13 protein-coding genes and 1 pseudogene are annotated in these 14,747 nt (G+C 51.8%); 9 read left to right on the forward strand and 5 right to left on the reverse strand.

Annotation, left to right across the window (positions count from 1 at the left end; all coding sequences use genetic code 11):
* Positions 1–3: 3 nt before the first annotated feature.
* Positions 4–678 carry a fumarate reductase cytochrome b subunit gene (locus STH12_RS15595; protein ID WP_126168396.1) on the reverse strand — a complete coding sequence of 225 codons (675 nt, stop codon included), beginning with the start codon at positions 676–678 and terminating at the stop codon, positions 4–6.
* A gap of 202 nt (positions 679–880) precedes the next feature.
* Positions 881–1,639 carry a fumarate reductase cytochrome b subunit gene (locus STH12_RS15600; RefSeq protein ID WP_126168397.1) on the reverse strand — a complete coding sequence of 253 codons (759 nt, stop codon included), beginning with the start codon at positions 1,637–1,639 and terminating at the stop codon, positions 881–883.
* Between the two features lie 402 nt (positions 1,640–2,041).
* On the opposite strand from STH12_RS15600, the gene STH12_RS15605 reads away from it, so the two are divergent.
* The 9 genes and pseudogenes from STH12_RS15605 to STH12_RS21660 all read left to right on the forward strand — a co-directional run.
* Positions 2,042–3,451, forward strand: a complete 1,410-nt coding sequence (locus tag STH12_RS15605) for a DUF4397 domain-containing protein (RefSeq protein ID WP_164551225.1) — start codon at positions 2,042–2,044, stop codon at positions 3,449–3,451.
* A 195-nt stretch (positions 3,452–3,646) separates the two neighbouring features.
* A complete protein-coding gene (prmA, locus tag STH12_RS15610; RefSeq protein WP_126168399.1) occupies positions 3,647–4,534 on the forward strand; it encodes a 50S ribosomal protein L11 methyltransferase in 888 nt (295 codons plus the stop codon).
* 147 nt (positions 4,535–4,681) lie between these two features.
* Positions 4,682–5,653 (forward strand): tRNA dihydrouridine synthase DusB, encoded by a 972-nt coding sequence (gene dusB, locus STH12_RS15615; RefSeq protein WP_126168400.1) that lies wholly within the window; start codon positions 4,682–4,684, stop codon positions 5,651–5,653.
* Between the two features lie 14 nt (positions 5,654–5,667).
* Entirely contained in the window at positions 5,668–5,973 is a 306-nt protein-coding gene (gene fis / locus STH12_RS15620) for a DNA-binding transcriptional regulator Fis (RefSeq protein WP_011761333.1), read from the forward strand.
* A gap of 1,431 nt (positions 5,974–7,404) precedes the next feature.
* The gene (locus STH12_RS15625) at positions 7,405–7,629 is read left to right on the forward strand and encodes an HTH-like domain-containing protein (RefSeq protein WP_126168401.1); all 225 of its coding nucleotides are present in this window, start codon (positions 7,405–7,407) and stop codon (positions 7,627–7,629) included.
* 490 nt (positions 7,630–8,119) lie between these two features.
* Entirely contained in the window at positions 8,120–9,541 is a 1,422-nt protein-coding gene (locus tag STH12_RS15630) for an AAA family ATPase (protein WP_164551226.1), read from the forward strand.
* The gene (locus STH12_RS15635) at positions 9,534–10,154 is read left to right on the forward strand and encodes an HNH endonuclease (protein WP_126168403.1); all 621 of its coding nucleotides are present in this window, start codon (positions 9,534–9,536) and stop codon (positions 10,152–10,154) included. The genes STH12_RS15630 and STH12_RS15635 overlap by 8 nt, the downstream gene beginning before the upstream one ends.
* 71 nt (positions 10,155–10,225) lie before the next feature.
* Entirely contained in the window at positions 10,226–10,624 is a 399-nt protein-coding gene (locus STH12_RS15640) for a hypothetical protein (RefSeq protein ID WP_126168404.1), read from the forward strand.
* 106 nt (positions 10,625–10,730) lie between these two features.
* Positions 10,731–10,874 (forward strand): annotated as a pseudogene (locus tag STH12_RS21660) (NAD-dependent epimerase/dehydratase family protein); the annotation flags it as partial.
* Positions 10,875–10,920: 46 nt separating this feature from the next.
* Here the strand turns inward: STH12_RS21660 and STH12_RS15650 are convergent.
* The 3 genes from STH12_RS15650 to STH12_RS15660 form a co-directional block, all read right to left on the reverse strand.
* Entirely contained in the window at positions 10,921–12,108 is a 1,188-nt protein-coding gene (locus STH12_RS15650; protein ID WP_126168405.1) for a glycerate kinase, read from the reverse strand.
* A 9-nt stretch (positions 12,109–12,117) separates the two neighbouring features.
* Positions 12,118–13,380, reverse strand: coding sequence for a GntP family permease (locus STH12_RS15655; protein WP_126168406.1), 1,263 nt, complete (start codon positions 13,378–13,380; stop codon positions 12,118–12,120).
* Positions 13,381–13,500: 120 nt separating this feature from the next.
* Positions 13,501–14,616, reverse strand: a complete 1,116-nt coding sequence (locus tag STH12_RS15660; protein ID WP_126168407.1) for a sugar diacid recognition domain-containing protein — start codon at positions 14,614–14,616, stop codon at positions 13,501–13,503.
* Between the last annotated feature and the right edge of the window lie 131 nt (positions 14,617–14,747).

Genomic DNA, 14,747 nt, shown 5'->3' on the forward strand with positions numbered 1-14,747 from the left:
GCCTCAGGCCGGGGTGTGGGGGATAAAGGCCAGCAAGGCCGCCAGCCCTATGCCCACAAACAGCACGCTGAGTACTGTCTTGATGGTTCTTAATCTCGCCCGGGTATTAAGATCCCGCGCCGCGCCCCATTTAAGCGCCACCCGATAAAGCCCTATGGCGGCATGCAGCTCCACCGTCAGCAGCAGCGGCAAGTAAATGAGGTAGCCGTATTCGCCCCAAATCCGCTGGGCACTGCCCACAGGGCCTATGGTTTCGGGCGCGCTGCCCACCAGCCACAGGTGCACCGGCAACAGCATTAAAATCACAATGCCGGTCCCCGCCTGCCAGCTCCACAGCCGGGTATCGCTGTGATTGATGACCTGCATCTGACTTTTAAGCGCCTTTTGCTGACGCAGGCTAAGCGGCAGCTTGTGAATAGCCACCAGCACATGGAAGGCCGCAAGCAGGGCCACCCCAATGGCTATCAGGCTCACCACCCAGGGATAGCCATGGCCGTCGCTGGACAGAAACGCCAACTCCATATTGCGTGCCACCCAGGTCATGGCCTCCGGCCCCAGCAATATGGACGACACCAGCAGCAGGTGGGTCCACAAAAAAAGCGCCAGCACCACACCACTGAGGCTCTGCCCCAAATCCAGCACGCCGCTCCAACGCCGTATGTCCAGTTTGCCCGCCATGCTCGTCCCTCTTTACCTGTTATTTTTGTGTTGGTTCTGATTGCCAATGTCGCTCACAAAACCAAGCTAAACCCTGAGACAGATCAAGACAATGTTCGTTATTTCATCAAAGTCTGAATCAGGATCTGCATCACAATCCAGCAGGACAGCGCGTTTGGTTAACGCCTCGCCCTGGCATCACAGGAGGTCGAGCCCAATCGCCTTACTGCCCGGGCACAAAGGGCGTGACAGGCACAGATAATCCCTGACCAATCAGCATGTAAGCCACCAAACTTGCCGACCCCAAACATAAAAGGTAGACGATAAGTCCCTTAATGGTGTGGCGCATGCGTTTACGGTTTTGAACCCAGCCCCATTTCACCGACACCCGATACAAGCCAATCATGGCGTGCACCACCACCGCAGGCAGCAGCAGGCCATAGAGCACCCAGGCGTTGTCATGAAACACCCGCTCTGCCGACAGATGCGGGCCAATCTCAGGGTTTAGAATCATGGTGAACAGGTGCACAGGCACCAGGAAAAACAGCACAAAGCCGGTCACCAGCTGCCAAAACCAGGCATGGGTGTCCTTGTGGGCGATAGAGCCCAAGTGGGCACGCAACTGGCGCCACTGGCCAAGCTGAGTTGGGAAACGCCTCAGTGCCAGCGCGGCATGCAGGCACACCACAATCAGCATGAATACCGAGAATGCCTTGGTCACCCAGGGAAAGCCGTGACCCGAGCTTGAGAACATGCCGCCTTCCAGCAGCTGCACCACCTGATAAAACACCTCTTTGCCCAGCAGAATGCTCGACTCAAAGTGCATATGCAGCAATAAGAAACCGCCCAGTGCCAGTCCGGTGATGCTTTGCAGTCTGTCGGCCCGGGCCGACCAGGGGTGCCCTGCCTGCCTCGGGTTCAATGTATGTTGTGTCAGGACTCTCGCCTTGAGCCCCGTCGCTGCCAGTGTTTTTGCCGTCATCTTGTTTGCCCGCCCACGCCTGATATTGCCCGCCGTCGAACCCGGTTATCTCCTGGGCTTTTACTGCATGGCGCAGCCCAAAAGCCTCGGGCGACAGTACCGAGAGCATCACAATATCAGCTGACAAAAACGTGGCGAGATGGGCAAAAGCAAAGCGTGAAGCATCTCACCGCTACCGTGGTATTTATTGGAAGCGGATCACAAACAAGGGCATAAAAACAAACAGAGGTCATACCATTTAACCGCAATAAATCATGACGTTAAATGATCTTTAAAACAGAAAAACCAGAAAGGAGCGCCCCTGAGATACCTCTAAGTAGGTAAAAAATGAGCAAAAAGTGATCCTGTTTCATGCCATCACTCGTAGCTAATAACGCCAATCATCAGCTAAGAGGAAATAACATGAAAAGGATCACTGGCATCATCTTACCGCTAATGGCGGCGACATTCATCATCGGCTGCTCAGACGACGATGATAATCCCACCAAGGAACCAGAAACCCCGGTCGCCATGGCCGACATTCGGGTTATCCACGGCAGTGCCGATGCCCCCATGGTCAACATCAACGCCAACGGCGCGCTGTTTGCCGGGTTGGAAAAGGTCGACTACCTGCAGGGCAGCGGCTTTATCGAAGTGGCAGAAGGCAGCTATGACCTGGCGGTCGATGCCCTGCTGCCCGATGGCTCCGCCGCCGAAGTGCTGTCACTGAGCGGCGCCGCGATGGCCGGTGACACCCAGTACACAGTGCTGGCCCACGGCAAAGTGGCGGAGGACAACAACAGCGACAACGATTTGGGAATGCTGGTGATTGCCAACCCCAAACAGGCCATCAGCAGCGGCAATATCCGCTTGCAGGTGGTGCACGCCGCCCCTGATGCGCCCACAGTCGATGTGCATCTTACCGCCCAGGGCGCCGAGCTTGGCAGCAGCGCCGCCACCCTGAGTTACGGCGAGTACACGCCCCCCATCGAAGTCGCCGCCGGCAGCTATCAGGTAAGATTGGTGCTGCCCCAGGGCAGCGATGGCGCCGGGACAGTGGCTTATGATGTTGACCTGCCGCAGCTCGACGCCGGTCAGGATTGGTTTATTGCCGCCCTGCCAAACACAGGTGTTACCACCTCCCCTGTCGTGCTGCTTGCCAATAATGGTACCGATACCCTGGTCTTCAATGACAGACGTACCCAGGCCAGCATCCGGGTCGCCCACAGCGCCGCCGATGTGCCCCAGGTGGATATTCTGGCTAACGGCAGCAAGGTGGATGCCCTCAGTGGCGCCGCCTTCGGCCAGGCCAGTGGATATCTGAACCTGGATGCAGGCGAGTATCAGGTCGATACCGTGCTCACAAGCGACAACAGCGTAGTGGGTATCAGCGGCAGCTTAACCCTGGCTGCCAATCAGATACTGACCGTGGCAGCCGTTGGCACCCTGACCAGCGAGTCACCCGACGTGCCACTGGAGTACCTGCCGCTGGATGACAGCCGTCGACGGGTTGCCACTGAAGCGCAGCTGCGCCTCACCCACGCCCATCCTGCGGTGGGGAATGTCGACATTTATGTCACTGCCGATGGCGTACTCGACAACGCCACGCCAGCCTTCACCAATGTGGCCTATAAGGCGACTACCGGCTGGATCAGCGTGGCACCGAGGGATTATGTGGTCAGCGTCACGGCTACAGGCACCAAAACCGTAGCGATTGAAACCCCACCCCTGAGCCTGGCCGCCCTTGGCAAGTATTCGGCACTGGCCGTGGATAACCCCGCCGCCATGCCCGCCAACCTGCTGCTGATGGATGACTTCATCAGCGCCAACTAAGCCGCTGCGGTTAACTAGCAGCAGCGACTAAGCAGCAACGTCGATAAGGTTAAGCTGCTGTTGCCGATAAGGTGCCTGCGCGCCTTATCGGCAACCCTTTCAGGCAAATCCCCTGCACAATCACAGTTGCCAGATGCCAGTCAGCCGCAGCTGGGGTAGAATATGGCCTTTAGCCAAATTGCCACAGGATGAGCCATGCCCTGGATCCAATTGCGTCTGCACACCAGCAGCGAACACGCCGAAGCCCTAAGCGAACTGTTAATGGACGAAGGTTCCGTTTCCATCACCTTTGAAGATGGTCAGGACCAGCCCATTTTTGAACCCAAGCTCGGCGAAACCCCACTGTGGAACGACACCGTTGTCGTGGCCCTGTTCGATGCCGCATTCGATTTGGCCCCGGTGGTTGAACTGCTCAAAGGCCTGCCGTATCTGGGCGCCGACTTCCATCACAAGATTGAGCAAATCGAAGACAAAGACTGGGTTCGCGAGTGGATGGACAGCTTCCACCCCATCCAGTTTGGTAAGCGGCTGTGGGTGTGCCCAAGCTGGCGCGATATTCCCGACCCGGATGCGGTTAACGTGATTTTGGATCCGGGTTTGGCCTTCGGTACCGGCACTCACCCCACCACGGCCCTGTGCCTGGAGTGGCTCGACAGCCTGGATCTGGCCGGTAAAGAAGTCATCGACTTTGGCTGTGGCTCAGGCATCCTCGCCGTAGCCGCCCTCAAGCTGGGCGCAGTGCGCGCCACTGGTATCGATATCGACTACCAGGCCATAGACGCATCCAAGGCCAATGCCGAGCGCAATGAAGTGAGCGATCGCCTCGCCCTCTACCTGCCCGAAGCGCAGCCCGAAGGCCTCAAGGCCGAGGTACTGGTTGCCAATATCCTCGCCGGTCCACTGCGCGAATTGGCGCCGCTTATTCAGGCACTGGTTCAGCCCGGTGGCAAACTGGCATTGTCCGGTTTGCTCAAGGAGCAGGCCGAAGAAATCCGCGCCTGTTATGCCCAATGGTTTGACATGGACGAGCCTGTCCACAAAGACGACTGGAGTCGCTTGACAGGGGTACGCAAATCGCTGTAAAAGGCGCGCCAACCCGCATTGGGGCGGGAAACCCCGCCCCGTAAAAGTCAAGCAAAAAAGTTGCGCCCAGGTCATTTATTGACCTTTTTTTCCCTCGCAAAAAGGCGTACTATAGCGCCCCTTTGACGCACAAGGTGAAACGCAAAAATGCAGATTGGACCCTATCAACTGACGAATCAGCTGATCGTGGCACCAATGGCAGGTGTCACCGATCAAGCGTTCAGAAATCTCTGTCTTCGTTATGGTGCTGCCATGGCCGTGTCAGAGATGTTGTCTGCCAATCCCGAACTCTGGGACACAGACAAAAGCCGACAGCGCATGGCGCATTCGGGAGAGGAAGGCATCCGCTCTGTGCAGATTGCCGGTGCCGATCCCGAACAGATGGCCTGGGCCGCCCGCTTCAACGTGGAGCAAGGCGCGCAGATCATCGACATCAACATGGGCTGTCCGGCAAAAAAAGTGAATAAAAAGCAGGCAGGTTCTTCACTGATGCAATACCCCGAACTGGTGGAGCAAATCCTCAGGGCTGTGGTAGGCGCAGTCGAAGTTCCTGTCACGCTGAAGATTCGCACAGGGTGGGAGCCCGAACACAGGAATGGTGTTCAAATCGCCCGGATAGCAGAGGATTGTGGCATCGCTTCGCTGGCCGTTCACGGTCGCACCAGGCAGTGCATGTACAAAGGCAACGCCGAGTACGACACCATCCGAGCCATCAAACAGAGCGTCTCGATTCCTGTTGTCGCCAACGGGGACATCGTCAGTCCGGAGAAAGCGCGTTTCGTGCTTGATTACACCGGTGCCGATGCCTTGATGATAGGACGGGGAGCCCAGGGACGGCCTTGGATTTTCAGAGAGATCCAGCATTTTCTTGATACCGGGGAGCAACTGGCACCGGTGGGAGATGAAGAAAAGCGTCGCGTGATGCTCGAACATCTCTCCAAACTGTATGACTTGTATGGCGAATTCAAGGGGATCCGTTTCGCCAGAAAACATATGGGCTGGTACCTGGATCAGGAGGAGCAGCGTGATTTCCGTTCCCAGTTTAATGCGCTGGAAACCGCTGCCGAGCAACGTTCCGCCGTGGAACGTTATTTCGACGAATTAGTACAGTATCAATAAAGAGCAGAATACGAATGTTTGATCAGACAACTCACACTGAAGCTCATCCGCTTACCGTAGGCAAAATCGAAACCGCAAACGGCACCATCAAGCCGCAACTGCTGCGTGATGCCGTTAAGCGCGCTGTTAGCAACTTCTTCGCCCAGCTGGATGGCCAGGAAGCCCAGGAAGTCTACGAAATGGTGCTTTGCGAAGTTGAAGCCCCTCTGCTTGATATCATCATGCAACACACCCGCGGTAACCAAACCCGCGCAGCCAACATGCTGGGTATCAACCGTGGCACCCTGCGCAAGAAGCTGAAAAAGTACGGCATGAACTAATCCTTCGGGATTAACATACTGTTTGAAAAGGGCCTGGTATTCGTACCTGGCCCTTTTTCATTTCGGCATCTGCCGTCTACCCACCAGTTTATTTCCCGCTAGTTTATTCGCCTGTCAGCTTCCTACTCTCTGTTTCCAACCAAGCCACCCTATTTGCCATTTGGTATAAGTGGCTGTTTTCGCGTTTATTCTCAGTATCTCTTATTGGATTTTGTTTCTGTGGCAGCAGGCCGTTCCTTATCCTTTGTAACTATTGCTGCGGTGGATTTTTTATCGTACGCTGGTGCAACTTTTGTATAAAGAATGCTTTAAAAACAATACTTAAGCTGTAGCTAAACTGGGGTTTCGCCCTTGGTTTGAAAGCTGTGGTTGCAAAGCTGTGGTTGCAAAGCTGTAGTTTCAAAGCCGTGGTAGCTATACCCAGTAGCAGGGATGATCTGGTGTTCGCCTTCCGTTCTTTTTGGATGGATTGATGAGTGGATGCCGGTGGCAGGGAGTGCTGAACTGAGTTTCCTTTCCCCTTCCTTCAATATCTTCCCTTCCTCTGCAGGCTCAGAGGTTCTGCCTGTGTTGTTCACGGTTTCTGTGTTGTTTTGGGTTTGAATTTGGTTGGGTTGGCGCTGGGAGAGATACGCCCGAGAGTATGGGGCGGTAGCGTGGCCTAAAGCGGGTGAGCCGACCTGCATGCGGCTGTGGTGGGGTGTTGGGTGTAGGTGTGCCAAACTGCGCTTGGCGAACCCTGCGGGTTTATCGCTTTGCAAGCGAGGTAAGTCGTGGGTCTCCGACCCACACCCGACCAAGAGGGGATCTACAGCGATCCCCTCTTGGAACTCCCCCGCCGCCCCTGACGGTGCCGAAAGCCCTTCGGGTTTATGTGATTGGTCTTGCTACTGGTTCGGACTCACATCCCTGTTCGACCGAACCAGCCTCGACATCCCTGTCTCGGCTACGCGCCCAATCCCAACACCCTCAGCGGCACCGAAGGGGAATAAGCGTGTCATCTGACAGTAAGATGAACAGTTTCATCTTACTAGCGTTTCCCGAAGGCCTCTGGCCGCCACGCGGAGAATAAGCGTGTCATCTGACAGTAAGATGAACAGTTTCATCTTACTAGCGTTTCCCGAAGGCCTCTGGCCGCCACGCGGAGAATAAGAGTGTCGTCTGACAGTAAGATGAACAGTTTCATCTTACTAGCGTTTCCCGCACATAACTGTCAGGAACAGTTATTAACAGCGATAGCTGGCCCGAAGGGTACATTGCAGGACGCAAGGCATAAGGCCTCTGGCCGCCACATGGCGGAACATTTGCAATGACCAAACGAGTGTTTTGGGTCTCCTAACTCTTACGCTTGCGGAAACTATGCTAAGGGCTAAAAAAGTAAGACAACGAACAAGCAGCTGAATGCTGCGTTACATCGCTTAGGAGGTTACGGTGAAATCTGAAGAATTAGCGAAGATACTCAAGGAAATGTACTTTACCTCAGGTGACGGCGAAACAGCTGTTTCAATTCATTTGTTTGGCATCAAGTATGCCGAACAAATAAAAGAATGCGGTGTTTCTCCAAAACAAATTGCCAAGCTGGCTGGCATACCGGAAACATATGGTACGGAAATCAATAAAGGTCGAAACCTTGCGAAATATGTTGCAATAAAATGAAATTAGCCTGATAAGGCTTGGGCGAATAACCCATAGCAAGCAACAGTGGTAGCAATCAAAAACTGCGACATGTAGTGCATAACTGCAGTGTTATTGATATTGGAAAAAAACCAAGCACGGTTTACTCCATTGCATGGCACGACTTGCTCCGCCAAAAAATAGAAAAGTATATTTATATCAGTGCATTAATTTAGTACAGACTTTAGATAACAGGCCGTGAAAAAGTGCAAAGCGTGCCAGCACACTTTGCTTGTAAATTGATATGGACAAAATCGGCTAACCCAAAGAATAATAAACAAATTCCCCGGCACATTTTTCACTGGTCTGAGGGCGAAAACGTACCTGTAAGGTAACGGAATGAACTGCTTCATTCCGTTAGTTGAAGCCGAAAGGCCTCCGGCCTGCCACGCGGAGATAAATGAGCCAGCACACTATACAAATGTTATGTTGAAAATGATAGCTTGTCATTATCATTAAAAATGAGGATTACGTGAAAATACTTTCCGTCGAACTAAATGAGGTCGAGCATAAGCTTTCAAGTGCAACTCCCTCTATTGATGACACTTCTAATGTTTTTACTGTCATTATCGGTAATAACGGCACTGGAAAAAGCCGTCTTTTAAACAATCTTACGTTATCTTTTCAGTCTGCGTGTGGAAATAAATTCCAACCCAATAATGTTCCTAGACGGTACTCTAAGGTTGTTACATTAACCGATAGAAAAAAAATTTATAGTTTATACACTAATAAGAAGTCTAAAAGCAAGATTACTTGCCTGGGAGATGTAAGAAGGAAAAGAGCTTCAATTAAAAGACTTGGAGGTGGTTTAATTGCAGCTGCCACTAGCCCCTTTGATAAATATCCATTAGAAAGCAACCAGCATAAAGGCAACCTAAAAACGCGATATCATTATATTGGTTTGAAAGAGAGCTCTGAATCTTACTCTACAGATAACCAGTTAAAACTTTTTGCTCGTGCTGTTATTGAAAGTGGTGAAGACTCTCGATTTAGTGAGCTTTTTCGCTTGCTTGGTTATAGTGAAACTATTGAAATTGAGTTTGAGGAACAGTTCAGTCGACTTCTTAGTTATGAAGATGCAACTTTAGCCAAAATGATATCAAATGATGAAAGGATGTTTTTTGAAATGGCTAGGGCAAACAATGCTTACTTTAATCAAATGATTCGAACCTCTATAATCAAAGGTGAGCATATTAAAGCAAAGTCTTTATTTCAAAAGAACAATTTAAACGTATTTAAAAAGATATATAATTCTGATAAAAATTCAGATGAAAGACAAGAATACATAAAAGCACTTGATACTGGTTTTTCGAAAGTTAAGAAGGTGACACTTCAACGTATAAATGGTTCTGGATATGTCGATTTTTCAGACGCTAGCTCTGGTGAAAGATGCATGTTACTTATGATTTTATCAATAGCATCTGTTATATCTGATGATAGTGTTATTTGTATAGATGAGCCAGAAATTAGCTTACATCCTGAATGGCAGATTGGTTTTATACCGCTGCTTAAAAGTTCATTTTCAAAATATAAAAACTGTCACTTTATAATCGCAACACATAGCCCTCATATTGTTTCACAAGTCGAAGATGATGATTCTTATATATTAAGAATGGATGATAACCAACTGTTTCAAGCTAAAGAATATCACCAAAAATCTGCGGATTTTCAACTAGCAATGCTATTTCGCACTCCAGGTTTCAAAAATGAGTATCTAATTAGTGAGTGTTTGGATGTTTTATCAAGATTGTCTTCGCTTGATGAAGAAGATGATGATTTGAAATCTAGGATGACTGCTCTTGTTTCATTAAAATCAAAGTTAGACAAGAATGACCCTGTGTTCTCTCTGATTAGCACCGTAGAAAAAGCGAGGACAGCTATTTATAATGATTGAATATGCACCTCATGAAAAAGAAACAATTGCGAATTTGATGTCTTCAGATGCCTTCTGCAATAAAAGCTGGGGAGAAGATGCTCTAATAGAAATTAGGAAAAGGATAAAAGATTACTATAAGGAAAAGCAAGATTTTACATGCCCTTACTGTAAATCTCACCTACCAATTAAGCATGGAATGGCGTGGGATATTGAGCATATTATACCCTTAGAATCAAACCCTCAGTTTATGTTTGAACCTTTAAATCTTTGTGTAGCTTGTAAGGACTGCAATTTATATAAGAGTAACAAGCCCGTTCTGAACTCAAATAGATCTACCTTTCCTGATAGCAGTAAAAACTATAAGATCGTGCATCCACACTTTGATGATTATGAGTCACATATCTTTATTATCGTTGCTGGCGAGCTGTATAAGCCTATTACTGAGAAAGGAATGTATACGATAGAAACTTGTAAACTATATAGATTTTTCCATAAAGTTGATCGTTCAATACCTAATGACCCAATTCAAGACCTTGCAAAAGCAATACTTACAACTGAAGGATTTGCAAGAAAATCACTAGAAGATATGATTGTCGAACAAATTAAGCAGGCTCGACAAACAACAACATAACAAGGCGCAGCAACATGACCTCCGGCAGTTGTGCGCGGCGTTAGGTGTTTAATCTAGTAATGGAGACTATTATGGAAAATAATGAGGTTCTTAGTCAGCATGATAAGCTTAAATTCTATCAAGCTGAAGTAACACAAGAATCAAACTTTTATTGGATGCGATTTACTGCATTTTCCGCAATGAATGCAGGGTTAATGTCTATAAGTAGTACAGATGTCAAAATTGGTTATTTTGGTTTGGTTTTATCACTTATTTGGCTAGTTATTACGATATCTTCTATTGCTTATCAGAAACGCTATCATGAGAATTATCACAAAACTCTCAACTACTTCAAGCTAGAAAATAATCATGGAAAAAGAAAAGTTATACTTTTCTTAAAAAGTCCCAGTTTTTGGGGAATGTTGGCTATTTTTGCTCTTATTATTTATTGGTTTTTATTTGTTCGGCAACATTTGCATAATTTGTTATGAAGTGTGTAAGCACCTAACAAGTGACTGTGGAGCAGCAAAAAACAGGACAGCCACCACTTTATGGAGTTAACAACAATCAAGGCGTTTCATTGATGATAAAACAACAATGAGAATACTGGTAACGGGCTCGGCGGGGCGGGTTGGACGGGCAATCTACATCAAGCTGATGCGGCCCCATAAAGTGGTGGGGCTAGATAAAACGCCCTGCTCGACCGTGGAGTTTGTTGGCGATATCCATGATTGCACCCTAAAACAAAAAGGCCGAAGCATTTGCTTCGGCCTTTTGTCATTCTTGTTCAGCGCTGCAAGCGGTACAGCGCGGCGACGTTGCGGGCGGTAACTTCAAGGTTAGTGCGGGCGGTGGCGAGTGCTTCGGGCAGTGCCATGGCGCGGTTTACCACGGCAAACACCGCATCTATGCCATGGTCATGTACCACGCCGCAATCGTCGGTAAGGCAACCTGCGATGCCAATCACCGGCTTGCCAAACTGCTTGGCGCAGCGGGCCACGCCGATGGGGGTTTTGCCGTGAATGGTCTGGCTGTCGATGCGGCCCTCGCCGGTAATCACCAAATCGGCATCGGCCACGGCATCGGCAAGCTTCAGCGCTTCAATCACAATCTGGATGCCGGGCTTAAGCTCGGCGCCAAGTAACCCCACCAGCGCCGCGCCCATGCCACCGGCGGCTCCCGCGCCGGGGATGTCTTTGACTGACTTGCCAAGGGTGCTCTCGATGCAGTCGGCATAACGCGTAAGGTTTGCATCAAGCGTCGCAACCATCTCAGGGGTCGCGCCCTTTTGCGGGCCAAATACTGCCGAGGCGCCCTTGGGGCCACAGAGTGGATTATTCACATCACAGGCCACTTCAATGGTCAGCCCCGCCAAACGTGGGTCGAGGCCGGTTAAATCGATATGGCTGAGCTCCGCCAGACCGCCGCCGCCAAAGGCTATCGGGCTGCCATCGGCTTTTAAAAGCTTGCCGCCAAGGGCGGTTATCATACCTGCGCCGCCGTCATTGGTGGCGCTGCCGCCAATGCCCAGAATCAGGTGGGTCACGCCCCGCTCCAGCGCCGCCAAAATCAGCTCGCCGGTGCCAAAGCTTGAGGTCAGCAGCGGGTTACGCTGCTCAGGCGCCACCAGATGAATGCCCGATGCCGCCGCCATCTCGATAACCGCGCGCCTGGCTTCGCTCGTGGCAGATTCAGAGCCATCGCCCGAACCATTATCTGGGCAAGAACCAGAACCGAGCATCCCCAAAAAGCCTTCTACTTTATTACCCAGCGGTGCAGTCACTTCCACCGGCACTATGGCGCCGCCTGTAGCATCCACCAGCGATTGCACTGTGCCTTCGCCGCCATCGGCCATCGGCAGTTTTACATAAGTCGCGTCGGGCAATACCTGTTTGAAACCGGCCTCGATAACATCGGCCACTTCCATGGCGCTCAGACTCTCTTTAAACGAATCGGGGGCAATTACAATTTTCATATCAATTCCTTAGGCGAGGCCGAACACACCAAACATCAGGGTAGAAACAGTGGCAATGGTCAGGCCGACAGCGGTCTCGTAAGGCAGCAGCTTTAGGCGCTCGCCCACACCCATGTGCACACTGCCGCCGGTGGCATGGAAGAAGGAGCCGTGTGGCATATGGTCAAATACGGTGGCACCGGCGTGGATCATGGCTGCGCCCGCAAGCCCGCTTACGCCCAGTTCAATCAGGGTGGAGCTGAACACGTTGGAGGCCACCACGGTACCGGCTGTGGTCGACGCAGTCGCCAGCGACATCAGCGCACCGGAGATAGGTGCCAGCAGGTAAGATGGCAAGCCAGAGGCACTCAGGCTGCTGATAAGCACATCTTTAAGCCCTGAGTTGGCGATGATGCCGGCAAGGGTACCTGTACCCAGCAGCATAATGGCCACCGGCGCCATGCGGGCAAGACCCGACACCGCATACTGGTTCACCTTGGAGAATTTGCCCATCATCAGCGCACCCACCAAACCGCCCAGCGGCAGTGCAATCAGCGGGTCAACCACAATGCCGGCAATGGGGCGCAGCGCCAGCAGCAAAATGGCCACAAGTGGCGCACTGATAGCGGCAAGGAAGCGTGGCAGATTGCTTTCATCCACACTCACCACTTCTTCGGCGGCAACCTTGCTACCCTTGTTATTCAAACGCTTGGCAATCCAGTAGGCCATTACCAGACCAAAGATGCCGGGGATAATGCCAGCCGCCATTACCGAGGTCAGCGGCAGGTTAAAGGCATCGGCGGCCGCAATGGCGTTGGGGTTGGGCGACATCACGTTACCCGCTTTACCGCCGCCAATCATGGCAAGCAGAATTGCTGCCTTGGAGAGGTCGGCGCGCCGGGCAATGGCAAGCGCAATCGGCGCTACTGTAATTACCGCCACGTCCACAAACACGCCCACGGCGGTCAAAATCATGGTCGCCAGTGCCAGCGCCAGCAGCGCGCGGGTCTCGCCGATTTTCTTCACTATGGTTTCGGCAATGGTGGTGGCCGCGCCGGATTCAATCAGCACCCCGGCCAGTACACCGGCCGCCAGAATCCGCATTACCGCAGTGGTGATGCCCTGGGCACCGCCAATCATCAGCGCCACGGTTTGGGTTAAATCGGCGCCGCCAATCAGGCCGCCGGCAAGGGCGCCGACTATCATGCCGTAGGCGGGCGGCACCTTTTTGAGGATAAGAAAGATAGCGATGGATAAGGCTGCAATGGCGCCAAGGGCGGTTACCGAAGTCATGACAGACACCTTTATTATGTGTAATTAGTGGCCATTATGATGATTGGCAGTAAGAAAGCTTTGTTGAATCATCCAAATATCAACGCTGATTTTGGCCTTGATTTTGTTTAATCAAACAAATCAATCTTCAAGATTCAGCCCGAGGTATAGCAGTAATTTGTCATCCAGGTTATTGATATTCAAGCCAGTTATCTGTTCTATGCGGCTGATGCGGTAGCGCAGGGTATTGGGGTGAACAAACAGGGCTTCGGCGCAGCGATTAAGATCACAGTTCATGGCGAAATACTGCCGCAGGGTTTTAACCAGCACGCCCTTGGTGTCGGCACGGGTAAGGAGTTTCAGCGGCGCGCGCAGCTCATCGGCCTGCCACGAATCAGCGAGGCTGCCAAGCAGCACCGGCAGCCGGTAGTCTTCAAAAAAGTACACCTGCTTGCGCGGTGCCTGACGCATGCCCCGGCGCAGGGTGTCGCGAGCGGTTTGATACGAGCGCGCCAGCCCATCGACTCCGGCAAAATAATCGCCCACCGCAATGCGTACCTTAAAGTGCGGAATACGCGCCAACAGCTGCTTTACCCGCCCCCGCTCCTGCTCCGACTGCCATACGTAATCGACGATTTTGGCAGGCTTGAGCACCACAATTTCATCCAGCCCATGAATGGCCACCAGGTTGTCGCGCTCGGGGTTTTCAAGCTGATGCACCAGTTCCCTAAGCCGCGCCGGCTGCGCCTCTTCCAGCGCCAGTACCGCCACCACGCGGGGCTGCGACAAATCGAGCCCCAAAAACCGCGCCGCCTGCTGAAGCTGATCCACATTGCCCTCGCCGCGAATAAGCTGCAGCACCAGCTCCTCCTTGTGGCGCTTGTCCCACTGCAACTGCTCGGTCAGCGCCGCCTGCTCCAGAATCAGCTCGGCGGTCATCCGCACCAGCTCGGCATAGGAACGCACTTCATCTGGCTCGCCCGAAATCCCGATAACCCCAATACGCTTGCCCTGATACTCAATAGGCAGATTAATACCCGGCCGTACCCCTTTAAGCTGACGGGCGGTGGCCTCGTTAATCTCTACCACCCGATTTTCGGCCAGCGCCAGCACCGCCCCTTCGTGACGTTGATGCAGCCGCTCCGGATTGCCGGACGCAATAATCAGCCCGTGCTCGTTCATCACGTTGACCGAGAACGACAGAATTTTCATCGCCCGGCTGACAATCTGCGCCGCTAGGGCATCGTTAAGTTGCATAGGTTCTCCGAAACTGAAGCGCTGCTGACTATCTCAGCCCAGCGGCCATTGGCTGCGACTGTTCAGCTTATAAGCTCTGCTGAAGGCTCAGCTAAAGAGCGCAGCCAAAGCCACTTTACCTGATAGCACTG

The sequence above is a fragment of the Shewanella khirikhana genome, from assembly GCF_003957745.1.
GTDB classification, from domain to species: Bacteria; Pseudomonadota; Gammaproteobacteria; order Enterobacterales; family Shewanellaceae; genus Shewanella; species Shewanella khirikhana.